The 23,439-nt window shown below is 72.4% G+C and carries 21 protein-coding genes; 9 read left to right on the top strand and 12 right to left on the bottom strand.

The genetic code is table 11. The features are described from left to right. Nucleotides 1-226 precede the first annotated feature (226 nt). Nucleotides 227-1,807, bottom strand: a complete 1,581-nt coding sequence (locus tag OG861_RS09060) for a PucR family transcriptional regulator (RefSeq protein WP_329198753.1) — start codon at nucleotides 1,805-1,807, stop codon at nucleotides 227-229. Between the two features lie 120 nt (nucleotides 1,808-1,927). Beyond that, on the bottom strand, nucleotides 1,928-4,267 hold the full coding sequence (locus OG861_RS09065) for an ATP/GTP-binding protein (RefSeq protein ID WP_329198752.1): 2,340 nt from the start codon (nucleotides 4,265-4,267) through the stop codon (nucleotides 1,928-1,930). Between the two features lie 224 nt (nucleotides 4,268-4,491). Here OG861_RS09065 and gabT point away from each other — a divergent pair, with 224 nt between their 5' ends. Both gabT and OG861_RS09075 read left to right on the top strand, forming a co-directional pair. After that, a complete protein-coding gene (gene gabT / locus OG861_RS09070) occupies nucleotides 4,492-5,826 on the top strand; it encodes a 4-aminobutyrate--2-oxoglutarate transaminase (RefSeq protein ID WP_329198751.1) in 1,335 nt (444 codons plus the stop codon). A gap of 133 nt (nucleotides 5,827-5,959) precedes the next feature. Continuing rightward, the gene (locus tag OG861_RS09075) at nucleotides 5,960-6,733 is read left to right on the top strand and encodes a phosphatase PAP2 family protein (protein WP_329198750.1); all 774 of its coding nucleotides are present in this window, start codon (nucleotides 5,960-5,962) and stop codon (nucleotides 6,731-6,733) included. A 7-nt stretch (nucleotides 6,734-6,740) separates the two neighbouring features. On the opposite strand, the gene OG861_RS09080 is transcribed toward OG861_RS09075, so the two are convergent. The 7 genes from OG861_RS09080 to OG861_RS09110 all read right to left on the bottom strand — a co-directional run bounded on the left by OG861_RS09080 (nucleotide 6,741) and on the right by OG861_RS09110 (nucleotide 14,679). Beyond that, the gene (locus OG861_RS09080) at nucleotides 6,741-7,229 is read right to left on the bottom strand and encodes a hypothetical protein (protein ID WP_329198748.1); all 489 of its coding nucleotides are present in this window, start codon (nucleotides 7,227-7,229) and stop codon (nucleotides 6,741-6,743) included. A 248-nt stretch (nucleotides 7,230-7,477) separates the two neighbouring features. After that, nucleotides 7,478-8,896, bottom strand: a complete 1,419-nt coding sequence (locus tag OG861_RS09085; RefSeq protein WP_329198746.1) for an NAD(P)/FAD-dependent oxidoreductase — start codon at nucleotides 8,894-8,896, stop codon at nucleotides 7,478-7,480. A gap of 21 nt (nucleotides 8,897-8,917) precedes the next feature. Continuing rightward, a complete protein-coding gene (locus tag OG861_RS09090) occupies nucleotides 8,918-9,724 on the bottom strand; it encodes an ABC transporter permease (RefSeq protein WP_329198744.1) in 807 nt (268 codons plus the stop codon). Next, complete coding sequence (locus OG861_RS09095) at nucleotides 9,724-10,653, bottom strand: ABC transporter permease (RefSeq protein WP_329198742.1); 930 nt, start codon at nucleotides 10,651-10,653, stop codon at nucleotides 9,724-9,726. The genes OG861_RS09090 and OG861_RS09095 overlap by 1 nt, the downstream gene beginning before the upstream one ends. Continuing rightward, entirely contained in the window at nucleotides 10,650-11,801 is a 1,152-nt protein-coding gene (locus tag OG861_RS09100; RefSeq protein ID WP_329198741.1) for an ABC transporter ATP-binding protein, read from the bottom strand. Before OG861_RS09100 ends, OG861_RS09095 begins: the two co-directional genes overlap by 4 nt. Nucleotides 11,802-11,866: 65 nt before the next feature. Then, nucleotides 11,867-13,117, bottom strand: a complete 1,251-nt coding sequence (locus OG861_RS09105; RefSeq protein ID WP_329198740.1) for a polyamine ABC transporter substrate-binding protein — start codon at nucleotides 13,115-13,117, stop codon at nucleotides 11,867-11,869. Nucleotides 13,118-13,164: 47 nt separating this feature from the next. Continuing rightward, the gene (locus tag OG861_RS09110) at nucleotides 13,165-14,679 is read right to left on the bottom strand and encodes a gamma-aminobutyraldehyde dehydrogenase (RefSeq protein WP_329202486.1); all 1,515 of its coding nucleotides are present in this window, start codon (nucleotides 14,677-14,679) and stop codon (nucleotides 13,165-13,167) included. Nucleotides 14,680-14,871: 192 nt separating this feature from the next. Between OG861_RS09110 and OG861_RS09115 the strand changes: the two genes are divergently transcribed. After that, the gene (locus tag OG861_RS09115; protein ID WP_329198737.1) at nucleotides 14,872-15,429 is read left to right on the top strand and encodes an NADAR family protein; all 558 of its coding nucleotides are present in this window, start codon (nucleotides 14,872-14,874) and stop codon (nucleotides 15,427-15,429) included. Nucleotides 15,430-15,479: 50 nt separating this feature from the next. Beyond that, nucleotides 15,480-15,917 (top strand): NUDIX hydrolase, encoded by a 438-nt coding sequence (locus OG861_RS09120; protein WP_329198735.1) that lies wholly within the window; start codon nucleotides 15,480-15,482, stop codon nucleotides 15,915-15,917. A gap of 57 nt (nucleotides 15,918-15,974) precedes the next feature. Here the strand turns inward: OG861_RS09120 and OG861_RS09125 are convergent, their stop codons facing one another. Continuing rightward, nucleotides 15,975-16,604: a DUF4190 domain-containing protein gene (locus OG861_RS09125; RefSeq protein ID WP_329198733.1), complete on the bottom strand. Its 630-nt coding sequence runs from the start codon at nucleotides 16,602-16,604 to the stop codon at nucleotides 15,975-15,977. Between the two features lie 108 nt (nucleotides 16,605-16,712). Here OG861_RS09125 and OG861_RS09130 point away from each other — a divergent pair, with 108 nt between their 5' ends. The 5 genes from OG861_RS09130 (at nucleotide 16,713) to OG861_RS09150 (ending at nucleotide 21,668) form a co-directional block, all read left to right on the top strand. Beyond that, complete coding sequence (locus OG861_RS09130; RefSeq protein WP_329198731.1) at nucleotides 16,713-17,738, top strand: adenosine deaminase; 1,026 nt, start codon at nucleotides 16,713-16,715, stop codon at nucleotides 17,736-17,738. Nucleotides 17,739-17,759: 21 nt separating this feature from the next. Next, nucleotides 17,760-18,449 carry a glycerophosphodiester phosphodiesterase gene (locus OG861_RS09135; RefSeq protein ID WP_329198730.1) on the top strand — a complete coding sequence of 230 codons (690 nt, stop codon included), beginning with the start codon at nucleotides 17,760-17,762 and terminating at the stop codon, nucleotides 18,447-18,449. Beyond that, nucleotides 18,449-19,615 carry a sensor histidine kinase gene (locus OG861_RS09140; RefSeq protein WP_443056787.1) on the top strand — a complete coding sequence of 389 codons (1,167 nt, stop codon included), beginning with the start codon at nucleotides 18,449-18,451 and terminating at the stop codon, nucleotides 19,613-19,615. Before OG861_RS09135 ends, OG861_RS09140 begins: the two co-directional genes overlap by 1 nt. Next, nucleotides 19,612-20,313 (top strand): response regulator transcription factor, encoded by a 702-nt coding sequence (locus tag OG861_RS09145; protein WP_329198728.1) that lies wholly within the window; start codon nucleotides 19,612-19,614, stop codon nucleotides 20,311-20,313. The genes OG861_RS09140 and OG861_RS09145 overlap by 4 nt, the downstream gene beginning before the upstream one ends. A 146-nt stretch (nucleotides 20,314-20,459) precedes the next feature. Beyond that, entirely contained in the window at nucleotides 20,460-21,668 is a 1,209-nt protein-coding gene (locus tag OG861_RS09150; protein ID WP_330261686.1) for a serine hydrolase domain-containing protein, read from the top strand. An 11-nt stretch (nucleotides 21,669-21,679) separates the two neighbouring features. Here OG861_RS09150 and OG861_RS09155 read toward each other — a convergent pair whose 3' ends face one another. Further along, on the bottom strand, nucleotides 21,680-22,153 hold the full coding sequence (locus tag OG861_RS09155) for a hypothetical protein (RefSeq protein WP_329198724.1): 474 nt from the start codon (nucleotides 22,151-22,153) through the stop codon (nucleotides 21,680-21,682). Nucleotides 22,154-22,251: 98 nt separating this feature from the next. Further along, nucleotides 22,252-23,430, bottom strand: coding sequence for an ABC transporter substrate-binding protein (locus tag OG861_RS09160; RefSeq protein WP_329198722.1), 1,179 nt, complete (start codon nucleotides 23,428-23,430; stop codon nucleotides 22,252-22,254). Nucleotides 23,431-23,439: the final 9 nt, after the last annotated feature.

Genomic DNA, 23,439 nt, shown 5'->3' on the forward strand with positions numbered 1-23,439 from the left:
CCTTCGGGTTGTGCGGGTCCTTGTCCCCTCCACCGTAGGACTCCCTCCGGGATTCGGCGTTTAGCCGGGGTGGAGTACGCGCAGCCCCGGCCGCTCCGCTTTGTCACTGTCGCATCGGTCCACTCCGGCCCCGCGGGGCGAGTGGGGCGCGGGGCCCGGGCGGAGCTCCCCGGGAACGGGGAAAGGGCGGGCGGGGGGCGAGCCCCCGCGCGGCGGCACCCCGGAGCTACGCCGCGGGCGGGCTGGCCTTGAGGGCGAGCCACAGCTCCATGCGGACGTCCGGGTCGTCCAGGGAGCGCCCCAGGATCTCCTCCACCCTCCGCATCCGGTACCGCAGCGTGTGCCGGTGCACGCCGAGGTCGACCGCGGCGGCGTCCCACTGCCCGTGGCGCGACAGCCACGCGTACAGCGAGGCCACCAGGTCGCCCCGCCCCTTCGCGTCGTGCTCGCGCAGCGCCCGCAGCGTGCCGTCCGCGAAGGCCCGTACCGCGTCGTCGGCCAGCAGCGGGAGCACGGAGCCCGCCGCGAGGTCCTCGTGCTCCACCAGGGGCCGTCCGCGCCGCCGGGCCACCGCGAGGGCCTGGTCGGCCTGCTTGCAGGCGGCCGCCACCCCCGGGGGCCCCGCCGGGGCGGACAGGCCCACCACCAGTTCGTCCGGTTCCGGCCCGGCCGCGTCCCGCCCGCGCCGCCCCTCCAGCGCCTCCGCGTACTGCGCGCAGGCCTGCACCGCTGAGCCGGCCTCCGCCGCCAGGACCACCAACCGCCCGTCCTCGGGGACCACCAGCAGCGCCTCCCCCGTCCGGGCCGCCGCCGACTCGACCGCGTCGGCCAGCTGCGCGAGCCCCTCCGGCTGCGCCGTCCCCGCCAGCGCCGGCTCGGCGACGACGATGCGGAACGGGGCGTCCAGCAGGGCCCCGTACAGGTCCCCCGCCACGGCCCGGGCATGCTCCGCCTCGCCGGTCATCAGCATCCGCAGCACGGCCGCGCCGAGCCGTGACTCGGCGTCGTGCAGCGAGCGCGACCGCTCGGTGGTGAGGGTGAGCAGGGCCACCGCGGAGTGCACGGCGTACCGTTCGGCGGTGCCCAGCGGCGCTCCCGTGCCCACGGCCAGCGCGCCCCGGGGCCGCCGCCCGGTGCCGAGCGACTGGAGCTCGACGCGGTCCTCCGTCCCGCCCACCACGGCGCTCGCGGGCGCGGGCCGCTCCCGCAGCCGCTCCACGTCCGGGGTCAGCCGGGCGGCCCGGCGCGCGGCCCAGTCCGGCGCGGCGGCGACGACCGCGCCGGAGGTGTCGTAGAGCGCGGCCCAGCCGTGCACGTGGGCGGCCAGCTTCGCCAGCAGCTCGGCGGGCCCGTCGGCGGACAGCGCGGCCCGGGTCAGCTCCCGCTGCGCCTCGAAGCCGGCCGTCACGGCCCGGTACTGGTCGGCCGCCAGCGCCGCCGAGACGGCCTTGCTGATGGCGAGGAACGGGGTCCGGCGCGGTACCTCCAGCAGCGGCAGGTCCTCCGCCCGCGCCGCGTCGACCAGCGCCTCGGGGATCGCCTCGTAGTTGACGCCGATCGCGAAGCCGATGCCGACGACGCCGGCCGCCGCGAGCCGCCGTACGTAGCGGCGCATCTCCTCGGGGTCCTCCGCGTCCAGCTTCATGGCGGTGATCAGCAGCAGCTCGCCGCCCTCCATGTACGGGACGGGGTCGGCGAGCTCGCTGACGTGGGCCCAGCGCACGGGGGTGTCGAGGCGGCCCTCCCCCGCCCGGACGCCGAGTTTGAGGGCCGAGTGCTGGACGAGCGAGGCGAGGGTGAGCGGCATCGGTTTCCAGGGGCCTTGGGAGGGTGGGCGGAGGCGAGGAGGCGAGGCCACGGGGGCCCGCCCATTTCGCCGTGTCGTATGAACGACTCCCCTCGATTCTGCCACCTCGTACGGGTCCGCTCAGCTCGTTCCGGCCAGCCTGACCAGAAGCGGAGCTGCCCGTTCCCCTCGGACGGAGGTCAGTGACAGCACCGCGTGCCCCGGCGGCACCGCGTGCGCGAGCTCCGACGCCGACCACCGCTCCCGCTCCACCTGCCGCACGGTCACCGCGTCCGTGGTGACGGCCTTGCCGGTGATCAGCTTGCGGAAGGCGTGTACCGCCCGGGTCAGCGGCTGGTCCGCGAAGACCGTCCGGTGGGTCACGTCCCGCGTCTCGACCCACTCGGTGCCCCAGGCCTCGGCGAAGCGCTTGCCGTCCCAGGTGGTCACCCCCGAGAAGGCCATCCGGCAGCCGACCGCGCCGAGCAGCGGCGTCCGGAGCGCCTCCGGTACGTCGTCCAGCGTGCGCAGCGCCAGCAGCACCCCGGCGTTGGCCGAGCGCAGCCGCTGGATGCCGCGCACGGTCTCGGGGGTCAGGGTGTGGGAGGCGTCGTCGAAGGCGAGGAAGGCGAAGAGCGAGCGGTCGGTACGGGCCGCGGCGGAGGCGTTGAACTGGGCGAGCAGCAGCCGGGCCAGGACCCGGGAGGCCTCGGCGTGCGCCCGCTCGGGCAGGTCGACGCGCACCCGCAGCGGGTGTTCCAGCGAGCGCAGGGAGAACGGCCGTCCCTGCCCGGTGGTGTCGAAGAAGCCGGCGAAGGCGGGCCGGTCCAGCAGCGCCACCCGGTCGGCGAGCAGCGGCCCGGGGTCGCCGGGGGTGCCGTACTGGCGGGCGCGGGCGTCGAGCTCGCGGAGCATCACGTGCCGGCCAGTGTCCTCCAGGGCGGTGCGCAGGGCGTCGAGCGCGGCGGGCACCTGGTCGAGGAGCTCGCGCAGCTCGGGCACTCCGGGGAAGCGGCCGTAAGCGGCGTGGAAGGGGCCCAGCAGCTGGGCGAGGGCGGTCGCGGCCCGGCGGACCTCCGTCCCGGGGACGTCACCGGCGAAGGCCTCGGCGAGCAGGGAGGCGGCCTCGTCGGGGTCGGTGGTGCCGCCGTAGAGGTCGAGGTCGTAGACGGAGTCGGGGTCGCCGACGCGCACCACGACGTCGTAGGCGGTGTCGGGGCCCAGGGCGGTTCCGGCGGAGGCCACGACGATGACCGCGGCCTGGCCGGCCAGTGCCTGGAGGGCGAGCGTCTCCACGACGGGGCGGACCAGCCGCCGGGTCTTGCCGGAGCCGGAGGGGCCGACGGCGAGCAGGGAGGTGCCGAGCACGTCGGGGTCGAGCGCGAGCCCCGTCCCGCGGCGGGCCCAGGGGTTGCGCTCGCCGTCCTCCACGGTGCCCAGCAGCACCTGCCGGGCGGGCAGGTCGTGCCGCGCGGCCCGCGCGGGCAGGTCCCGCGCGCCGGACGGGTGCACGCACGCCGCCGCCCCCTTGTCCCGCACGGCCTGCGCGAAGGCCCGGGCACGCCCCGGGTCGGCCCGTACGCTCTCCCACGCCCGCCGGATCCGCGCGTAGTCCACGTCGTTCATCCGCCCGGCGCCGATCTCCCCGGCGAGCCGCTCGGCGGCCTCCGGGAGCCCGGCCGCGCGCAGCTCGTTCCAGGCGACCGGGTCCTCGGCGACGGGGGCGGCGACGGGGTCCGCCGGCCCGCGCCGCGCCCCGTCCGTCCGCCGGGCCAGCCGGACGAAGAAGACCACGACGGGCAGCCCGGTCACCACGTAGACGAGGTAGGCGACCAGGGTCTGCGTGCCCGCGCTCATGTCCTCGTACGGCAGGTGGTCGCCGACCAGGCCGAGCACCGTCAGCGTCTTCGTCCAGATGAGCATCAGGACGAACAGCGCCCCGGCCGTCGCGCCCGCCACCCGCGCCACCGGGCCGCGCGCGGCGACGAGCCGTTCGAAGGCCGGCCGCCAGGAGCCCAGGCGGCTGAACCACACCACGAGCACACCGGTGATCAGCAGCGCGTACGCCTGGAGCGCGGCGACGCCCCGGCCGTCGACCGGGTCGTCACCGAGCCGCCACCAGCTCTGCGGGGTGAGCGCCTTCACGGGCACGTCGACCTTCGGGATGTACCCGTTCGTCAGCAGGGACCAGACCAGCACGCACGCGAGGAACGAGATCACGGCCCCGCTCAGCAGCGCCCGGTCCTGGGCGGGTTCCGCCTCGGCCCTCGCGGGCGGCCGGTGACCGAACCGCCAGGTGCCGGGTTCTGCCTTCGGCCGCGGGACCCGCAGCCACTCGGCGAACGCGGGACCGGCGCCCGGGGCGTACCCGGGCTTCGGCGGCGCGGCCGGGGGGGCTGCGGGCATGGGCGGAGGACCGGCGGGCCTCGGCACGCGGCCGCCCCCCACCCGCTGCTCCTGGTACGCGCCGTCGGTGTCCATGAACCCTGCCCCCTGCCCGTGCCTGCGCTGCGTCGCTCAATGTAGTTGCCCGGCGGCGGCCGCGGGGGGCTACCGGTGCAGCGGAATCGTGTCCTTCCTATGTCCGTCACGGACAAGGACACGCGGGGACCACTCCCGAACGGAGCATGCCCTCGCCCCTCCCCCGGGCCTAGCCTGCGGACAAAGACACAAGTGCGTCCGAAAACACCCCCCAGGAGCCCCCTATGACCGCTGTCCCGCAGGAGCGCCGCATCGTCACCGCGATCCCCGGCCCCAAGTCGCAGGAGCTGCAGGCCCGCCGCCTCGAGACGGTGGCCGGCGGCGTGGGCTCCGTGCTCCCCGTCTTCACCGCCCGCGCGGGCGGCGGCATCATCGAGGACGTCGACGGCAACCGCCTGATCGACTTCGGTTCCGGCATCGCCGTGACCTCCGTCGGCGCCTCCGCCGAGGCCGTCGTGCGCCGCGCCTCCGCGCAGCTCGCCGACTTCACCCACACCTGCTTCATGGTCACCCCCTACGAGGGCTACGTGGAGGTCTGCGAGGCGCTCGCCGAGCTGACCCCGGGCGACCACGCGAAGAAGTCGGCGCTGTTCAACTCCGGCGCCGAGGCCGTCGAGAACGCCGTCAAGATCGCCCGTGCGTACACCAAGCGCCAGGCCGTCGTCGTCTTCGACCACGGCTACCACGGCCGTACGAACCTGACGATGGCGCTGACCTCGAAGAACATGCCGTACAAGAACGGCTTCGGCCCGTTCGCCCCCGAGGTCTACCGCGTCCCGGTCGCCTACGGCTACCGCTGGCCCACCGGCGCCGAGAACTGCGGCCCCGAGGCCGCCGCCCAGGCGATCGACCAGATCACCAAGCAGATCGGCGCCGACAACGTCGCCGCGATCATCATCGAGCCGGTCCTCGGCGAGGGCGGCTTCATCGAGCCGGCCAAGGGCTTCCTGCCGGAGATCGTGAAGTTCGCCAACGAGAACGGCATCGTCTTCGTCGCCGACGAGATCCAGTCCGGCTTCTGCCGTACCGGCCAGTGGTTCGCGTGCGAGGACGAGGGCATCGTCCCCGACCTGATCACCACCGCGAAGGGCATCGCGGGCGGTCTGCCGCTCGCCGCCGTGACCGGCCGCGCCGAGATCATGGACGCCGCGCACGCGGGTGGCCTGGGCGGCACCTACGGCGGCAACCCGGTGGCGTGCGCCGGTGCGCTCGGTTCCATCGAGACCATGAAGGAGCTCGACCTCAACGCCGCGGCGAAGAAGATCGAGAACGTCATGAAGGCCCGTCTGACGGCCATGCAGGAGAAGTACGACATCATCGGCGACATCCGCGGCCGCGGCGCCATGATCGCCATCGAGCTGGTCAAGGACCCCGCGTCCAAGACCCCGTTCCCGGAGGCGGCCGGCGCCCTCGCCAAGGCCTGCCACGCCGAGGGCCTGCTCGTCCTCACCTGTGGCACCTACGGCAACGTGCTCCGCTTCCTGCCGCCGATCGTCATCGGCGAGGACCTCCTGAACGAGGGCCTGGACATCATCGAGGCCGCTTTCGCGGGCATCTGAGCGAACGTCCGAACACGGGGACCCACCGGTACCGCCGGTAACGGTCGGGCGCTGTGAAGAAGATGTGGGGGGCCGATGGCAGGAGCGCGTTCCTGCTGTCGGTCCCCTTTTCGCTGCCGTACGGTTTCTGCAGATGAGTGAGACACCCCGCTCCCGGGAAACCGGGGGCGACACCAGTACCGGGCTTCCCCAGCGCCGCACTGGGCATGCGTTCGCGCACACTCCTCACCGATCGGACGGCCGTACGCCCCAAACCCCCCGGGGCGCACGGCAACCCGATCCGGGCGGCCGTCCCGGAACCACCCCCCCTGTTCCGGGACGGCCGGCCATTCTCCGAGCCGCGCTCTGCGCGCTCCTCTTCGCCCTGACCACCTGGCAGGTCCTGGTCTCGGGTCCGCTGCTCGCCCCGGACGCCCGGCTGAGCCGCGCGCTCGTCCGTACGGTCCCCGACCCCGTCACCGAACGCCTCGCGGACCTCGGCAACGTCCCCGTCGCCCTGCCCGTGCTCCTCCTCGCGCTCTGCTACGCCCTGTGGCGCGGCGACCGCGGAGGCGCCGCCGCAGCGGCGGTGGCCATGGCCGTGGTGCCGGCGCTGATCGTCCCGCTCAAGGAGTGGACCGGCCGCCCCGGCCCCCTGGAGCCGTGGGCCGCCGGCTACTACCCCTCGGGGCACACGGCGACGGCCCTCGTGGCGTACGGGGGCGCAGCCCTGCTCGTACGCCCGTACACCCGCGGCCCCTGGCCCACGGTGCTCGCCGTCCTCCTGGCGGGGCTGACGGCGGCGGGCCTGGTCGTGCGGGGCTTCCACTGGCCCTTGGACGTCCTGGCGAGCCTGCTGCTGTGCGCGCCGCTGCTGCTCGGGGTGCGGTGGGCCGTGGGCCGGTCCCGGTCCCGGTCCCGGGGGTAGCGCCGCCTCAGGGCGCCGGGTCCTCGCGCGCCGCCGACCGGGCCGCCGCCTCGTGCATGGCGAGTTCCAGCACCGCCGGGTCGGTGAGGGTGCCCCGGCCGTCCGGGGCCACGAGCCAGCGCAGGCCGCCCGTCGCCCGGCCCGGGTACGGGACCGCGATCCAGGTTCCGGGTCCTGCCCCCCGCACCCCCGTACCGACCCAGTGGCAGGCGGTGCCGGGGGGTACGAAGAAGCCGAGCCGGGTCATCGCCGTGCGGCCCCGCCGGGCGTCGGGGAAGTCGCCGAGCACCGGGCCGGGCCGCTCCACGAGCCGTGTCAGCACGTCGAGGGCGGGCCGGCCCAGGCAGCCGGGGGTGATCAGTACGTCCCAGTGCCGCCCGGCGGGCAGGAGGACGACCCCGAGGGGGTTGCGCTCCCATTCCCACCGGCAGGCGTCCGGGTCCGGCGCCACCGACACCAGCCATTCCACTGCCGTCTTGTCCCCCGGGAACGTCATCGCCCGGCCTCCGTTCGCTCCAGCTCGGTCAAGGTCCCTCGAACGGGGCCTCCGGCTGGAGAGAGCGGGGCGGGGCGCGGCTATGACGCGGGTTCGGCGACACCGTGGTGGTGAACCGGGCCACCGGTGCGGTGACGGTCGGCGCCGGGCGCGCGCCCGGCAGCCGCAGCCCCGGTCGCGCAGCCGGTCGGCTGTCGAATCCGTTCAGCCGCGCGTCCGTTCAGCTGTCGGGTCGGCTGTCGGGCCGGTCAGCTGTCGAAGCCCAGGCCGAAGCGGTCGAGCACCTTGAGCCAGAGGTTGCGGCGCCCGCCCCGGGCGTCGGCCCGGGCCAGCGACCACTTGGTGAGGGCGATGCCGGTCCAGGCGAAGGGCTCCGGCGGGAACGGCATCGGCTTGGACTTCACCATCTCCAGCTCGGTCCGCTCGGTGCGCGCGCCGTCCAGCAGGTCGAGCATCACGTCCGCGCCGAAGCGGGTGGCGCCGACGCCCAGTCCGGTGAACCCGGCCGCGTAGGCCACCTTGCCGGAGTGCGCGGTGCCGAAGAAGGCGGAGAACCGGGAGCAGGTGTCGATCGCCCCGCCCCAGGCGTGGCTGAACTTGATGCCTTCCAGCTGCGGGAAGGCGGTGAAGAAGTGCTGCGCGAGCTTGAGGTACGTCTCGGGGCGGTGGTCGTACTCGGAGTCCAGCTTGCCCTTGTAGGGGTAGATGGCGTCGTACCCGCCCCACAGGATGCGGTTCTCCGGGGTGATGCGGAAGTAGTGGAACTGGTTGGCGCTGTCGCCGAGGCCCTGGCGCTTGCCCCAGCCGATGGCCTTGAGCTGCTCGGGGGTGAGCGGCTCGGTCATCAGCGCGTAGTCGTAGACGGGGACGGTGAACGGCCGGATCCGCTTGACCAGCGACGGGAAGATGTTGGTCCCCAGCGCGACCCGGCGGGCGAAGATCCGCCCGTACGGGGTGCGTACGGCCATGCCGGCGCCGGAGGCGGTCAGCGAGAGCCCGCGGGTGTTCTCGTAGATCCGCACGCCGAGGCCCAGGCAGGCCCGCTTGAGGCCCCAGGCGAGCTTCGCGGGGTTGAGCATGGCGACGCCGTCGGTGTCCCACAGCCCCGCGAGGAAGGTCGGGGAGTCGACCTCGGCGCGGACCGCGTCGCGGTCCAGCCAGCGCGAGCCGTCGGCGAGACCCAGCTTGCGGGCCTCCTCGTACAGTTCGCGCAGTTCCTCGACCTGGTGGGGCTCGGTCGCCACGTCGATCTCGCCGGTGCGCTCGAAGTCGCAGTCGATGCCGTAACGGGCGATGGCCGCCTCGATCTCGTCGAGGTTGCGGGCGCCCAGCTCCTCCAGCTTCGCCAGCTCGCCGGGCCAGCGGGCCAGGCCGTTGGCGAAGCCGTGGGTGAGGGAGGCGGCGCAGAAACCGCCGTTGCGGCCGGAGGCGGCCCAGCCCGCCTCCTTGCCCTCGATCAGGACGACGTCCCGGGCGGGGTCGCGCTCCTTGGCGATGAGCGCGGTCCACAGACCGCTGTAGCCCCCGCCGATGACCAGCAGGTCGCAGGCCTCGTCGGAGGTCAGCGCCGGCTCGGCGGCGGGCTTGCCCGGGTCGTCCAGCCAGTACGAGACCGGCAGTGCTTCGGAAAGGGATTGCGCAACGCTTCGCATGGCGACTGGGGCCATGTCTTCCAACTCCCTACAGAGTTACTCGGGCTGTGCCTTCTTGCGGCGGTTGCCGATCGTCTGACCGGCGAGGACCACCAGCACCGCGATGACGAACATCGCCGTGCCGATGACGTTGATCTGGACGGGCGTACCGCGCTGCGCCGATCCCCACACGAACATGGGGAAGGTGACGGTGTTGCCCGAGTTGAAGTTGGTGATGATGAAGTCGTCGAAGGAGAGCGCGAAGGAGAGCAGCGCACCCGCCGCGATACCGGGGGCCGCGATCGGCAGGGTGACGCGCAGGAAGGTCTGCACCGGTCCCGCGTAGAGGTCGCGCGCGGCCTCCTCCAGCCGCGGGTCCATGGACAGGACGCGCGCCTTGACCGCGGCGACGACGAAGCTGAGGCAGAACATGATGTGGGCGATCAGGATCGTCCAGAAGCCCAGCCTGATGCCCATGTTGAGGAAGAGGGCCAGCAGCGAGGCGGCCATCACGATCTCGGGCATCGCCATGGGCAGGAAGATCAGCGAGTTGACCGCGCCGCGCGCCCGGAAGCGGTAGCGCACGAGCGCGAAGGCGATCGCCGTGCCGAGGACGGTGGCTCCGAGGGTGGCCCACACGGCGATCTGGAGCGAGAGCGACAGGGAGCCGCACAGGTCCGCGACCCCGCAGGGGTCCTTCCAGGCGTCGAGCGAGAACTCCTGCCAGGCGTAGTTGAAGCGCCCGGTGGGGTTGTTGAAGGAGAACACCGTCACGACGACGTTCGGCAGGATCAGGTAGGCGAGGGTGCCCAGACCCGCGATCACGACGAGGTTGCGGCGCAGCCACGCGATGGGGGTACGCATCAGACCAGGTCCTCCGTCCCCGCTCGGCGGATGTAGATGGTGACCATGATCAGCACGATGGCCATGAGGATGAAGGACAGCGCGGCCGCCGTCGGGTAGTCGAGGATGCGCAGGTACTGCGACTGGATGACGTTGCCGATCATCCGGGTGTCGGCCGAGCCGAGCAGTTCGGCGTTGACGTAGTCGCCGCTCGCCGGGATGAAGGTCAGCAGGGTCCCGGAGACCACGCCCGGCATCGAGAGCGGGAAGGTCACCTTCCGGAACACCGTGGCGGGACGGGCGTACAGGTCGCCGGCCGCCTCGTGGAGGCGGGTGTCGATGCGCTCCAGCGAGGTGTACAGCGGAAGGATCATGAAGGGGAGGAAGTTGTACGTCAGACCGCAGACCACCGCGAGCGGCGTGGCCAGGACCCGGTCGCCCTCGGTCATGCCCAGCCAGCTGGTGACGTCCAGGAAGCCGATCTTGTTGAGCACGCCGACGACCGGGCCGCCGTCGGCCAGGATCGTCTTCCAGGCCAGCGTGCGGATCAGGAAGCTGGTGAAGAACGGGGCGATGACCAGCACCAGCAGGAGGTTGCGCCAGCGGCCCGCCTTGAAGGCGATCAGGTAGGCGAGCGGGTACCCGAGCAGCAGGCACAGGACGGTCGCGGTGCCGGCGTACAGGAGCGAGCGGAGGAACTGCGGGACGTAGTCGGTGAAGGCGTCCCAGTACGTCTGGAAGTGCCAGGTGACCTTGAAGCCCTCTTCGAGGGAGCCGGTCTGTACCGAGGTCGAGGCCTGGTAGACCATCGGCAGGACGAAGAACACCAGCAGCCACAGGATGCCGGGCAGCAGCAGCCAGTACGGGACCAGCCGCTTGCGCATCGACGGCTTGTGGACCGGGGGGTCGGTCGCAGGGGCGGCCTGGGGCGGCGCGGTGGTGGCGCTCACGCGGACTCCTCGACCGTCTCGATGCCCGCGTCGATGTCCTGCGCCGCGTCGAGGCCGAACGTGTGGTCCGGGTTCCAGTGCAGGACGACCCGGGCTCCCGGGGTCAGGCGGACGTCGCGCTCGATGTTCTGGACGTAGACCTCGAGCTCCGGGCAGACGGGGCTGTCGATGACGAACTGGGTGGAGACCCCGATGAAGGAGGAGTCGGCGATCGTTCCGGTGATCTTGTTGCGGCCGGCCGCGATGGTGTCCTCCTCGTCCGCGTGGACCAGGGATATCTTCTCGGGGCGCACCCCGACCAGCAGCTTTCCGCCGGCCCGGGGCGTGGTCGAACATCGCGCGGCGGGCAGCCTGAGCTTCGCGCCCGCGCTGGAGACGACGACGTCGCCGGACCCGGACTCCAGCACCTCGGCCTCGATGAGGTTGGAGGTGCCGAGGAAGTTGGCCACGAAGGTGGTCTTCGGGTTCTCGTACAGCTCGGCGGGGGCGCCCAGCTGCTCCACCCGTCCGCCGTTCATCACCGCGACGGTGTCGGCCATCGTCATGGCCTCCTCCTGGTCGTGCGTGACGTGGACGAAGGTGATGCCGACCTCGGTCTGGATCCGCTTGAGCTCCAGCTGCATCTGGCGGCGCAGCTTGAGGTCGAGGGCGCCGAGCGGCTCGTCCAGGAGCAGCACCTGGGGGTGGTTGATCAGGGCGCGGGCGACCGCGACGCGCTGCTGCTGGCCGCCGGAGAGCTGGTGCGGTTTGCGCTCGGCGAACTGGCCGAGCTGGACCAGTTCCAGCATGTCGTCGACCTGCTTCTTGACCGACTTCACGCCGCGGCGGCGCAGCCCGAAGGCGACGTTCTCGTAGATGTTCAGGTGTGGGAAGAGCGCGTAGCTCTGGAAGACGGTGTTCACCGGGCGCTTGTACGGGGGCAGCTGGGTGACCTCGCGGTCACCGAGGCTGACGGTGCCGGTGGAGGGCTCCTCCAGACCGGCGATCATGCGCAGGGTGGTGGTCTTCCCGCAGCCCGAGGCGCCGAGCAGGGCGAAGAAGGAGCCCTGGGGGATGGTGAGATCGAGCGGGTGCACGGCGGTGAAGGATCCGTAGTGCTTGCTGATCCCGGCGAGGCGGACGTCGCCGCCCGCGGTCTTGTCAGTCATGGGCCTGGGCCTTCGGTGGTGGTGTCGTCAAAAAGGGCGGGGGCGCGGGTGCCGGTCGGGCCCCGTCAGGCGCCGATGAGCTTGGTGAACTTCTCCTCGTACGCCGTCTCTTCCTCGCTGGTGAGCGAGCGGAAGGCGTGCGATTTGGCGGCCATTTCCTTGTCCGGGACGATCAGTACGTTGTCCGCGAGGGCCGGGTCGATCTTGGCGAGGTCTTCCTTGACGCCGTCGACCGGGCAGACGTAGCTGATGAAGGCCGCGAGCTGGGCGGCCACCGCCGGCTCGTAGTAGTAGTCGATGAGCTTCTCGGCGTTGGCCTTGTGCCGGGCGTGCGCGGGGACCAGCAGGTTGTCGCTGGAGGAGAGGTAACCGGCGGCGGGGATCGCGTACTTGATGTCCGGGTTGCCGGCCTGGAGCTGGATGACGTCGCCCGCCCAGGCGAGGCAGGCCGCGAGGTCGCCCTTGTCGAGGTCCGCCGTGTAGTCGTTGCCGGTGAAGCGGCGGATCTGCTTGGTGTCGACGCCCTTCTGGAGCCGGCCGATGGCGCCGTCGAAGTCGGCGGTGGTGAAGTTCGCCGGGTCCTTGCCCTGGTCGAGCAGGGTCATGCCGACGCTGTCGCGCATCTCGGTGAGGAAGCCGACCCGGCCCTTGAGGGTGGGGTCGTCGAGCAGCTGCGTGACGGAGTCGACCTTCCTGCCGCCGGTGGCCTTGGCGTTGTAGGCGATGACGGTGTCGATGCCGGTCCAGGGGTAGCTGTGGGCGCGGCCGGGGTCCCAGTCGGGGTTGCGGAACTGGGGGATCAGGTTCGCGTAGGCGTGCGGGAGGTTGGCGGGGTCCAGTTTCTGCGCCCAGCCGAGGCGGATGATGCGGGCGGCGAGCCAGTCGGTGACGACGATCAGGTCCCGGCCGGTGTCCTGGCCGGCGGCCAGCTGGGGGCGTATCTTGCCGAAGAACTCGACGTTGTCGTTGATGTCCTCCGTGTACTTGACCTGGATTCCCGTGCGCTTGGTGAACGCCTCTAGCGTGGGCCGGGACTTCTCGTCGTCACTGGTGTCCATGTACTCGGTCCAGTTGGAGAAGTTGATCTCCTTCTCCGAGGCCGAGTGGTCGTCGGAGGCCGTCCCCGCGTCGCCTTCCCGCTTGGCGGGCGGGATGCCGCAGCCGGTCAGCCCGTACAGGCCGCCGACAGTGAGCGCCCCGATGCCGCAGGCGCGCAGCAGCGAACGCCGGGTGAGGGCGCCGCGGCCGCTGGTGAGGCTGCGTCGTATCGCGGCGAGTTGCGGCGGCGAGAGGCTGCCGGGCTCGAACTGCTCCATGCGCTGTGCCCTTTCGGGTGGTGTGCCGCTCGGTCGGGCGGTCTCGGCTATCGGTCCCCGAAGATCGTGCGGTGCCAGTCCTTCGCGGCGACCGCGGTGTTGTCGTACATCACGTGCTTGACCTGTGTGTACTCCTCGAAGGAGTAGGCACTCATGTCCTTGCCGAAGCCGCTCGCCTTGTAGCCCCCGTGCGGCATCTCGCTGATGATCGGAATGTGGTCGTTGACCCAGACGCAGCCGGCCTTGAGCTCGCGGGTGGCGCGGCCCGCCCGGTAGACGTCGCGGCTCCAGGCGGAGGCCGCGAGCCCGTAGGGGGTGTCGTTGGCCAGCGCGATGCCCTCGTCGTCGGTGTCGAAGGGCAGGACGACGAGGACCGGCCCGAAGATCTCGGACTGCACGACCTCGCTGTCCTGCGCGGCGCCGGAGATCAGGGTGGGCCGGTAGTAGGCGCCGTCGGCAAGGTCGCCCGAGGGGGACCCGCCGCCAGTGACGACGGTCGCGTACGCGCGGGCGCGCTCGACGAAGCCGGCGACGCGGTCGCGCTGGGCGTGGGAGACGAGCGGGCCGAGGTCGGTGTCCGGCGCGAAGGGGTCGCCGAGGCGGACGGTGTCCATCAGTTCGGCGACGCGGGCGACGAAGGCGTCGTGCAGGGGCCGCTGGACGTAGGCGCGGGTGGCGGCGGTGCAGTCCTGCCCGGTGTTGATGAGGGATGCGGCGACCGCGCCGTGCGCGGCGGCCTCCAGGTCGGCGTCGTCGAAGACGAGGAAGGGGGCCTTGCCGCCGAGCTCCAGGTGGAGGCGCTTGACGGTGGCGGTGGCGATCTCGGCGACGCGCTTGCCGACGGCGGTGGAGCCGGTGAAGGAGGTCATCACCACGTCCGGGTGCCCGACGAGGTGCTCGCCCGCGTCCCGGCCCGCACCGGTGACGATGTTGATCACACCGTCCGGGAGGCCCGCCTCCTTGGCCGCCTGCGCGAACATCAGCGAGGTCAGCGGCGTGAGCTCGGCGGGCTTGAGCACGATCGTGTTGCCCGCGGCGATCGCCGGGAGGATCTTCCAAGCCGCCATCTGGAGCGGATAGTTCCAGGGGGCGATCGAGCCGACGACGCCGATGGCCTCGCGGCGTACGTAGGAGGTGTGATCGCCCGAGTACTCGCCGGCCGCCTGGCCCTGGAGGTGACGGGCGGCGCCCGCGAAGAAGGCGGTGTTGTCGATGGTCCCCGGTACGTCGAACTCCGTGGACAGCTTGATGGGCTTGCCGCACTGGAGGGATTCCGCGTACGCGAAGTCGTCGGCCTGCTCGGCCAGTACGGCGGCCAGCCGGTGGAGCGCGTCCGAACGCTCGCCGGGAGCGGCGGCGGACCAGCCGGGGAAGGCCCGCTTCGCGGCGGCGACCGCCTCGTCCACGTCCGCCGGGCCCGCGAGCTCGTAGGTGAGCACGTCGGCGCCGGTGGCGGGGTCCACGACGGTGTGCGACCGCCCCGAGGTGCCGGGCCGGAGCCGGCCGTCGATGTACTGCGCGCCTTCTGCGAAGCGCTCCTTGACCTGGAAGCGGTTGCCCATCACGCTCTCACGCTCTCCGTAGCTACAGTTCGGGTAGACCCGAATTGAGTGCCGATCCTGACAGAGGTGCCCCTCTCGGCCAAGTGATTCCGTTGTTGCCTTTTGATTACGCGACGGAATCGGTCGACCATGTGTCGAGGCACACCCGAAATCCCGTACGAAGTGTCCGTGGCGACTGCCAGACTCGCGTGCATGGAGAAGATCGACGAACTGATCGGCCTGGTCAGCCGTGGTGAGCGGGTGAAGTACCTGCCTTTCTGGGGCCACCGCCCGAGGCCCGACGGCAGCCTGGGACCGAGCTGTCTCAGCCAGTGGTGGCCCGCGCCCTTCACTGTCGGTGAGGTCCGCTACGCCTCGGCGGAGCACTGGATGATGGCCGGGAAGGCCCGCCTGTTCGGGGACGCCGGAGCGGAGCGCGCCGCGGTGGGGGCGAAGACCGCGGCGGAGGCGAAGAAGGCCGGGCGGCTGGTGCGCGGCTTCGACGAAGGGGTCTGGGAGCGGGAGCGGTACGCGCTGGTCGTGGAGGGCAGCGTGCACAAGTTCGGCTCCGACCCCGCGCTGCGGGCGTACCTGCTGGGCACCGGCGACCGGGTCCTGGTCGAGGCGAGCCCGCTCGACCGGATCTGGGGCATCGGGCTGGCCGCGGACGACGAACGCGTGGGCGACCCGGCGCGCTGGCAGGGCCTCAACCTGCTGGGCTTCGCCCTGATGGACGCCCGGGAGCGGCTGCGGGCGGCGTGCCGCGCGTGAGCGGCGTGCCGCGCGTGAGCGGCGTGCCGCGCGTGAGCGGCGTGCCGCGCGTGAGCGGCGTGCCGGCGGACCGGCGCCGGGTCGCCGCGGTGATCATCAGGGACGGCCTGCTGCTCATGGTCCGCGAGCGCGGCCGCAGCCCTTCGGGGCGGCACGACGGGCCCGAGTACTGGACCCTGCCGGGCGGCGGCCTGGAGCCCGGGGAGGATCCGCAGGACGCCGTCCGGCGGGAGGTGGCCGAGGAGACGGGCCTGCGCCCCGTCGCCGTGCGGTACGCCTACGAGGCGCCCTACCCCTCCGGATGGACGTCCTGTTACCGCGTCGAGGTGGGCCCCGGTGAGCCCCGGCTCGGCGTGGACCCGGATCTGGAGTGTGACTGCCCCCGCATGGTGGGCCTGATCTGGGTCCCGCTCACCCGAGCCTTCGCCGCCACTGCGGACACGGCCGAGGTGATGGTCCCGACGCTGCTCATGCCGGCGCCGGTGTGACCCTGCCGCGCCGACGGGCCGGGGCCCGCCGACCGCGTCGACGGCCCGTCGGCGCCGTCATATCTTCTCTTGCACCTGGGAGTCCGACGACGGGCCGTGGTAGTCGCCGTCACCGGAACCGGGACCGAAGAACGGGCCCGGGCTGAACAGGAGGAGCAGGGTCAGGGCGGCGCCGATCACGATGCCCACCGCGCCGCAGATGAGGCCGGCCAGGGCGACACCGCCGTTGGTGGCCTCGCCGCGGCGGGCCTTGCCCCGGCCCAGCGCACCGAACACGACCGCCGTGATGCCGAACATGACGGACCCGATCATGGTGGGGCACGCCACGATCGCCAGTATCCCGAGGACCAGCGCGGCGATCCCGAAGCCGTTGCTGGGCTGGGCGTGGGGGTAGCCGGGATACCCCGGAGCGTAACCCTGGTAACCGGGCGCGTACCCGGGGTAGGCCCCGTACCCGGGCTGGGCCGGCGGCGTCGGCGGACCCGGGTGGGCGTAGCCTCCGGGGGCCGGCGGGGCCGGGTAGCCGTAGGCCGGCGGTGCCGGGTATCCGTAGGCAGGCGGCGGGCTGTCCGCCCCCGGCGTCTGCGACACCGTCGGGTGCTCGTGCGCCCCCGGGCCGCCCGGCGCGCCCCCTGGCGGCGGCGGTGCCCACGGGTCCCTCGGCTCAGGGCTCTGCTGTTCGGTCATACGGCGCCCCCCTCTCGTACGGCCATGCTATGCGCCGGCACGGACACCGCCCGGGCCTGCCTACGATGAAGCCGACCTGCCCGCACCCGTGTCCTCCCGGAGGCCTCCATGCCCGACCTGCACCCCTTCATCGCGGGGCTCCCCAAGGCCGAACTGCACGTCCACCACGTGGGGTCCGCCTCCCCCCGCATCGTGGCCGAACTCGCCGCCCGCCACCCCGACTCGAAGGTCCCCACCGACCCCGAGGCCCTCGTCGACTACTTCACCTTCACCGACTTCGCCCACTTCATCGAGGTCTACCTGTCGGTCGTCGACCTCGTCCGCACCCCCGACGACGTGCGCACCCTCACCTTCGAGGTTGCCCGCGACATGGCACGGCAGAACATCCGCTACGCCGAGCTGACCATCACCCCCTACTCCTCCACCCGCCGCGGCATCGACGAGGACGCCTTCATGGCGGCCATCGAGGACGCCCGCAAGGCGGCCGAGGCCGAGCTCGGCGTCGTCCTGCGCTGGTGCTTCGACATCCCCGGCGAGGCCGGCCTGGAGGCCGCCGCGGAGACCGCCCGGCTCGCCGTCGACCTGCGCCCGGAGGGCCTGGTCTCCTTCGGCCTCGGCGGCCCCGAGATCGGCGTGCCGCGTCCGCAGTTCAAGCCGTACTTCGACCGCGCCCGCGCGGCCGGCCTGCACAGCGTCCCGCACGCCGGCGAGACCACCGGCCCGGAGACGATCTGGGACGCCGTCAACGAGCTGGGCGCCCAGCGCATCGGCCACGGCACCAGTGCCACCCAGGACCCGGCGCTGCTCGCGTACCTCGCCGAGCACCGCATCGCGCTGGAGGTGTGCCCGACCTCGAACATCGCGACGCGCGCCGTCACCGATCTGGATCGGCACCCGATCAAGGAGATGGTGCAGGCCGGAGTGCTCGTCACCATCAACAGCGACGACCCGCCGATGTTCGGCACCGACCTCAACAACGAGTACGCGGTCGCCGCCCGGCTCCTCGACCTCGACGAGCGCGGGCTCGCCTCCCTCGCGAAGAACGCCGTCGAGGCCTCCTTCCTGGACCCGGCGGGCAAGGCGAGGCTCAGCGCGGAGATCGACACGTACACCGAGGCGTGGCTGGCTTCCTGACGCCCCAGCAGAATGGGGGCCATGCGCACCCTGACTGCCGTCGGCCACCGCGGCGATCCCTACCGAGTCCGTGAGAACACCCTCAACTCGATCCGCTCCGCCTTCGCCCGCGGGGCGGACGCGGTGGAGATCGACGTACGGCTGACCCGCGACGGGACCCCGGTCCTGCTCCACGACGAGACGCTCCGGCGGCTGTGGGGCCACGACGTACGGCTCGACGCCGTCACCGCCGCGCAGCTCAGGGAGCTGACGCAGGGCGGGGTCCCGGCCCTGCGGGAGGCGCTGGCGGTGGCGGGCTCCGGCCGGCTGATGCTGGACCTGCCGGGTGCCACGCCGGAAGCCGTACGGGCGGTCGTGGACGAGGTCCGCGCCTGCGGCGCGCGCGAGCGCACGTACTACTGCGCGGGCCCGAACTCGATGCTGGCCGTCCGCGCCGCCGATCCGGACGCGGAGATCGCCCTGACCTGGACCACGCTGTCCCCGCCGCGCCGGGTACTGATCGACGCGGTGCGGCCGGCCTGGCTCAACTACCGGTTCGGGCTCGTCAGCCGGGAGCTGACCGACGCCGTACACCGGGACGGGCTGAAGGTGTCCGCCTGGACGGCGGACACGAAGCGGACGATGCGCGCGCTGCTCCTGGCCGGCGTGGACTCCGTGACCACGAACCGGGTGGACGCGCTGGCCGCGGTACGGGCCGGGGCCGGGCGGTGATACGCACCTGGGGGCAGTGGATCCGGCGGGCCGATCCGCGGTGGCAGGACGTGGGGCTGACCCTGCTCGTGCAGCTGGCCGTCACGATGCCGTTCGTGGTGCCCCGGGCCGCGGACCTGCCGACGGCCGACTGGGCCTCGTACGGGATGACCACGCTCGGGGTGCTGCCGCTGGTCTGGCGGCGGCGGGCACCCGTGACGGTGCTGCTGGCCGTCCTCGCGGTCGGCGCGGTGTACGACCAGGCGCTCGACGGGCCGGGCCAGCCGCTGCCGTACGCGGGCCTGATCGCCTTCTACACGGTGGCCCTGCTGTGCACGGCCCGGCTGCGGCTGGCGGTGGCGCTGTTCACGGTGGTGGCGGTCGCCCTGTCGGTGTGGTGGAACACGGGGACGGCCCGCGAGTTGCTGTTCACGCTGTTCGTGTCGGTCGCCGCGTACGTGCTCGGCCGCCTCCAGGACACGCGCCAGGCGTACACGCGGGCCGTCGAGGCGCGGGCGGCGGAGCTGGAGCGGGCGAACCGGATCGAGGCGGAGCAGGCGGCGGCGCGCGAACGGGCGCGGATCGCCCGGGAGATGCACGACATCCTCTCGCACGCGGTCAGCATCATGATCGTGCAGGCGGAGGCCGGTCCGGTGGCGGTGCGCCGGGCCCCCGAGCGGGCGGAGGCGGCGTTCGACGCGATAGCCGGGACGGGGCGGGAGGCGATGACGCAGTTGCGTTCGATGCTGGGCGTGCTGCGCACGCAGGAAGCGGCGCCCCGCAGGCCGCAGCCGGGGGTGCAGGAGCTGGCGGGCCTGCTGGAGCGGGTGCGGGGCAGCGGCCTGGAGGTGTCGTACGCGCGCACCGGCGAGGTGCGTCCCCTGCCGGCCGCGCTGGAGGCGACGGTGCACCGCGTCGTGCAGGAGGCGCTGACCAATGTGGTGAAGCACGCCCGGGCGTCGCGGGCCGCGGTACGGCTCCACTACGCCCCGCGTGAGCTGACCGTGTCGGTGACGGACGACGGACGGGGGCCGGGCAGCGGCCCGTCGGGCGGCCACGGCCTGATCGGGATCCGCGAGCGGGCGGCCGCGCACGGCGGGACGGCCGAGTGCGGTCCGGGGCCCGGCGGCCGCGGGTTCCGGGTCCGGGCCACGCTCGTCATGTCGGTGCAGGAGGTGGCGGGTTGACGATCCGTGTGGTGGTGGCCGACGACCAGGAGCTGGTGCGCAGCGGTTTCGCGATGATCCTGGACGCGCAGGACGACGTCGAGGTCGTCGCGGAGGCCGGGGACGGCGCCGCGGCGGTGGCGGCGGTCCGGGAGCTGCGGCCGGACGTGGCGCTGCTGGACATCCGGATGCCGGTGACGGACGGGATCGAGGCGTGCCGGATGATCTCGGCGCAGAGCACCTGCCGGACGGTGATGCTGACGACCTTCGACTCCGACGAGTACGTGTACGAGGCGCTGCACGCGGGGGCGAGCGGGTTCCTGTTGAAGGACGTGCGGCGCGACGACCTGGTGCACGCGGTACGGGTGGTGGCGGCGGGCGACTCCCTGCTGGCGCCTTCGGTGGCGCGGCGCCTGATCGAGGAGTACACGGCGGTGACGGCGCGTCCGGCGGCCGGGGCGGCCCTTTCCGCGGGCCGGCTGGAGGCGCTGACGGCGCGGGAGCGGGAGACGCTGCTGCACCTGGGGCGGGGGCGGTCGAACGCGGAGATCGCGGCGGCGCTGACGGTGAGCGAGCACACGGTGAAGTCGCACGTGGGGAACGTGCTGGCCAAGCTGGGTCTGCGGGACCGGATCCAGGCGGTGATCTGCGCGTACGAGACGGGGCTGATCTCGGCGGGGGCGTGGTCCCCCGTGAGGGGTACTCGCTCTCGGGAGTGAGGTGCGGGGTGTCGGCTCCCTCGCGCCGGTGAGTCGTCGTACCGCAGAAGACCCCTCTTGTCGGGGATCCGTGACTACCCCTGTGACCGGGAGCATGGGTGTCACCGGAGCGGAAGTCGCCCGGGGAACGACAAGGGGGATCCCTCATGAACGCGCGTACCCGCACGCTGGTCGCCGCCACTTTGCTGCTGGGCATCGTGTCCGGCCCGGCCGTGGCCCAGGCCGCGCCGCGGCAGGTCGCCGTCCCGGCACGGGCACCGGTGTCGGCACCGGTCTACTCCCACGCGCCGGACGCGAAGGCGCTGACGGAGGCACTGGAGGGGGTCGGCGCCCACGACAAGGACGCGACCGCCGCCCTGGTACGGATCGGCGGGTCGAGCGGCGGCTGGCAGGGCGCCTTCGGCGTCGCGGACGTCGGCAGTGGGCGCCCGGCGCTGGAGCAGGGCCGGTTCCGGGCGGGGTCGGTGACCAAGACCTTCACCGCGGCGGTGGTCCTCCAGCTCGCCGCCGAGGGGAAGCTGGACCTTGACGAGCCGGTCCAGCAGTACCTGCCCGGGACCTTCCCGGACCGGTTCGAGCCCGTCTCCGTACGCCAGTTGCTGAACCACACGAGCGGCATCAAGCCGGCCGACGGCCCGGGGGACGACTTCGAGGCGCAGTGGCGGCACCGGTTCGATGTCGTCGATCCGCACGACCAGATCGCGGGCGCGCTCGCCCAGGGGCCGGAGTTCGTCCCGGGCCGGGCGCAGCACTACCTGAACATCAACTACACCGTGCTGGGCGTCCTCATAGAGAAGCTGACGGGCACGACGTACGAGGAGCAGGTCGACCGGCGGATCCTGCGTCCGCTGGGTCTGCGCCAGACCTCGTTCCCGGGGCGGACGCAGACCCGGATGGCCGGCCCCTACAACCACGGCTACCAGGCGGTGCCGCGCCCGGACGGCTCGACCGAACTGAGGGACGTGTCGGTGTGGAACAGCTCCGACCGCTGGGCGGCGGGCGACATCATCTCGACCACCGCGGACCTGGAGCGGTTCACCGTGGCCCTGTTCAGCGGCCGGGTCGTACCGCGGGCCCAGCTGGAGGAGATGTTCACCGTCCCGGCGGTGAAGGACATCGAGACCGGAAAGAAAGCCGTGTTGACGGCGGGTCTGTCGAGGATCGTGATGCCCGACGGCACCGAGCTGTGGGGCAAGACCGGCAGCCGCCTCGGTTACAGCACCGGTATGGGCGCCGCCCGCGACCTCTCCCGGACCCTGGTCTACTCGGTCAACTCCACTGACGCGAAGGGGGAGAACACCAATCCGGTGATCGATCGCCTCGTGCTGGCCGCCCTCGACCGTTGGCAGTCGTAGCCGGCCCGGCCCTAGGGGCGGTCGGCGGGCATCGCTTCCAGTCGCTTGATCAGGCGGCGCAGGACCAGCAGCGGGAGGACCCCGAAGACTCCGAACGACATGTCGATGACGCTCCAGCCGAAGGGGATGCCCCGGATCGGCCCGCAGATCAGGGCCAGGGGGATCACGCCGGCGCAGGCGATCATGCCGGCTTCCACGACCCAGACGTTGCGTACCGGGTCGCGGTGGACCCCGTAGAAGAAGACGGCGATCACCAGGTGGGCGAAGGCGAGCCAGTCGTTGCCGTAGAGGAGGAAGGGGTACTGCGCGTCGGCCTGGTCCAGCCCGTCGCCCACCCGCCGCAGCCATTCGTGGGACACCACGGAGTTCGCCCAGTGGAGCTCACTGACCAGGGGGAACGCCGTGAGCCCGCTGAGTACGAGGCAGACGATGAACAGGACCAGCCAGGCACGGATCCGCCGCTGGAGGGCGCTTCTCTCGCTCATGGGAGGAAGCGTACGCAGAATTCTGAACGCGTTCAGCCATATCGCTGAACACGTTCAGTTCTGTGGCCGTACCGTGACGTCGGCTCAGCGCCCGGAGTTCACAGGCCGACGATGCCGTTCCAGCGCTTGGCGAAGGACTGGCGCTCCGCGGAGGAGATGTCCCGGGCCACCACGAGCCGCTTGCGCATCTCGTCGTCCGGGAAGATCAGCGGGTTCTCGGCGAGTTCGGCGGTCTCCCTGTCCGGGGAGGCGGCCAGTACGTCGCGGGCGGCCGGGACGGGGCAGACGTAGTTGACGGCGGCGGCGAGTTCCGCGGCCACCGCCGGGTCGTAGTAGTAGTCGACCAGCGCCTCCGCATTGGCCTTGTGCAGGGCCAGGTTGGGCACCAGCAGGCTCTCCGCCCAGAGTTCGGCGCCCTCCTGCGGGACCACGAACTCGATGTCGGGGTTGTCGGCCTGCAGTTGCACGACGTCACCGGAGTAGGCCTGGCAGGCCAGCACGTCGCCCTTGCTGAGGTCGGAGGTGTAGTCGTTGCCCGTGAAGCGGCGGATGTGCTTCTTCTTCACCAGGGCCTCGACCTGGTCGCACATCCGGTGGAAGTCGCTCTCGGTCCAGCGGGTGACGTCCACGCCGTTGCCCTGCATCAGCAGGGCGAACGACTCGTCGAGTCCGGAGAAGAGCGTCACCCGGCCCGCCAGGTCCGGCTGCCACAGGTCTTTGACGGACTTGATCTCCCGGCCCATCGCCTTGCGGTTGTAGGCGATGCCGGTGATCCCCGACTGCCACGGCACGGTGTGCAGCCTGGCCGCGTCGAAGGCGGGGGAACGCAGCTGCGGGTCGAGGAACTTGGCGACGTTCGGCTGCGCCGAGCGGTCCATCTTCTGCGCCCAGCCCAGGCGGACGAAGCGGGCCGCCATCCAGTCGCTGACCACCACCAGGTCGTGGCCGGTCCGCTGGTGGTTCATGAGGGCCGGGCTGATCTTGCCGAAGAACTCGTCGTTGTCGTTGATCTCCTCCGTGTACCGGACCTCGATACCGGTCTTCTCGGAGAAGGCGTCCAGCGTCGGACGGCGCTGTTCGTCCTCGTCGTCGGTGTCGATGTAGAGCGGCCAGTTGGAGAAGGCGAGGCTGCGCTCACCGGCGGAGTGGTCCGGGCCCTCCCGGCGGTCCTCGGGGACGTAGGCGGCGGGCACGCCGCAGCCACTGAGGGCGGCCAGCAGGCCCGCGGCGCCGATGCCGCGCAGCGCGGCGCGGCGGGAGAAGGGGAGTTCAGGCATGCCCAAAGC

Source organism: Streptomyces sp. NBC_00539, assembly GCF_036346105.1.
Lineage (GTDB): Bacteria > Actinomycetota > Actinomycetes > Streptomycetales > Streptomycetaceae > Streptomyces.

Coding starts and splice junctions, on each gene's coding strand:
- OG861_RS09135 (WP_329198730.1), top strand. CDS start 17,760: ATGCGCACCCTGACTGCCGTCGGCCACCGCGGCGATCCCTACCGAGTC.
- OG861_RS09065 (WP_329198752.1), bottom strand. CDS start 4,267: ATGGACACCGACGGCGCGTACCAGGAGCAGCGGGTGGGGGGCGGCCGC.
- OG861_RS09110 (WP_329202486.1), bottom strand. CDS start 14,679: ATGGGCAACCGCTTCCAGGTCAAGGAGCGCTTCGCAGAAGGCGCGCAG.
- OG861_RS09155 (WP_329198724.1), bottom strand. CDS start 22,153: ATGAGCGAGAGAAGCGCCCTCCAGCGGCGGATCCGTGCCTGGCTGGTC.
- OG861_RS09125 (WP_329198733.1), bottom strand. CDS start 16,604: ATGACCGAACAGCAGAGCCCTGAGCCGAGGGACCCGTGGGCACCGCCG.
- OG861_RS09130 (WP_329198731.1), top strand. CDS start 16,713: ATGCCCGACCTGCACCCCTTCATCGCGGGGCTCCCCAAGGCCGAACTG.
- OG861_RS09150 (WP_330261686.1), top strand. CDS start 20,460: ATGAACGCGCGTACCCGCACGCTGGTCGCCGCCACTTTGCTGCTGGGC.
- OG861_RS09105 (WP_329198740.1), bottom strand. CDS start 13,117: ATGGAGCAGTTCGAGCCCGGCAGCCTCTCGCCGCCGCAACTCGCCGCG.
- OG861_RS09160 (WP_329198722.1), bottom strand. CDS start 23,430: ATGCCTGAACTCCCCTTCTCCCGCCGCGCCGCGCTGCGCGGCATCGGC.
- OG861_RS09060 (WP_329198753.1), bottom strand. CDS start 1,807: ATGCCGCTCACCCTCGCCTCGCTCGTCCAGCACTCGGCCCTCAAACTC.
- OG861_RS09080 (WP_329198748.1), bottom strand. CDS start 7,229: ATGACGTTCCCGGGGGACAAGACGGCAGTGGAATGGCTGGTGTCGGTG.
- OG861_RS09090 (WP_329198744.1), bottom strand. CDS start 9,724: ATGCGTACCCCCATCGCGTGGCTGCGCCGCAACCTCGTCGTGATCGCG.
- OG861_RS09100 (WP_329198741.1), bottom strand. CDS start 11,801: ATGACTGACAAGACCGCGGGCGGCGACGTCCGCCTCGCCGGGATCAGC.
- OG861_RS09115 (WP_329198737.1), top strand. CDS start 14,872: ATGGAGAAGATCGACGAACTGATCGGCCTGGTCAGCCGTGGTGAGCGG.
- OG861_RS09075 (WP_329198750.1), top strand. CDS start 5,960: ATGAGTGAGACACCCCGCTCCCGGGAAACCGGGGGCGACACCAGTACC.
- OG861_RS09085 (WP_329198746.1), bottom strand. CDS start 8,896: ATGGCCCCAGTCGCCATGCGAAGCGTTGCGCAATCCCTTTCCGAAGCA.
- gabT (WP_329198751.1), top strand. CDS start 4,492: ATGACCGCTGTCCCGCAGGAGCGCCGCATCGTCACCGCGATCCCCGGC.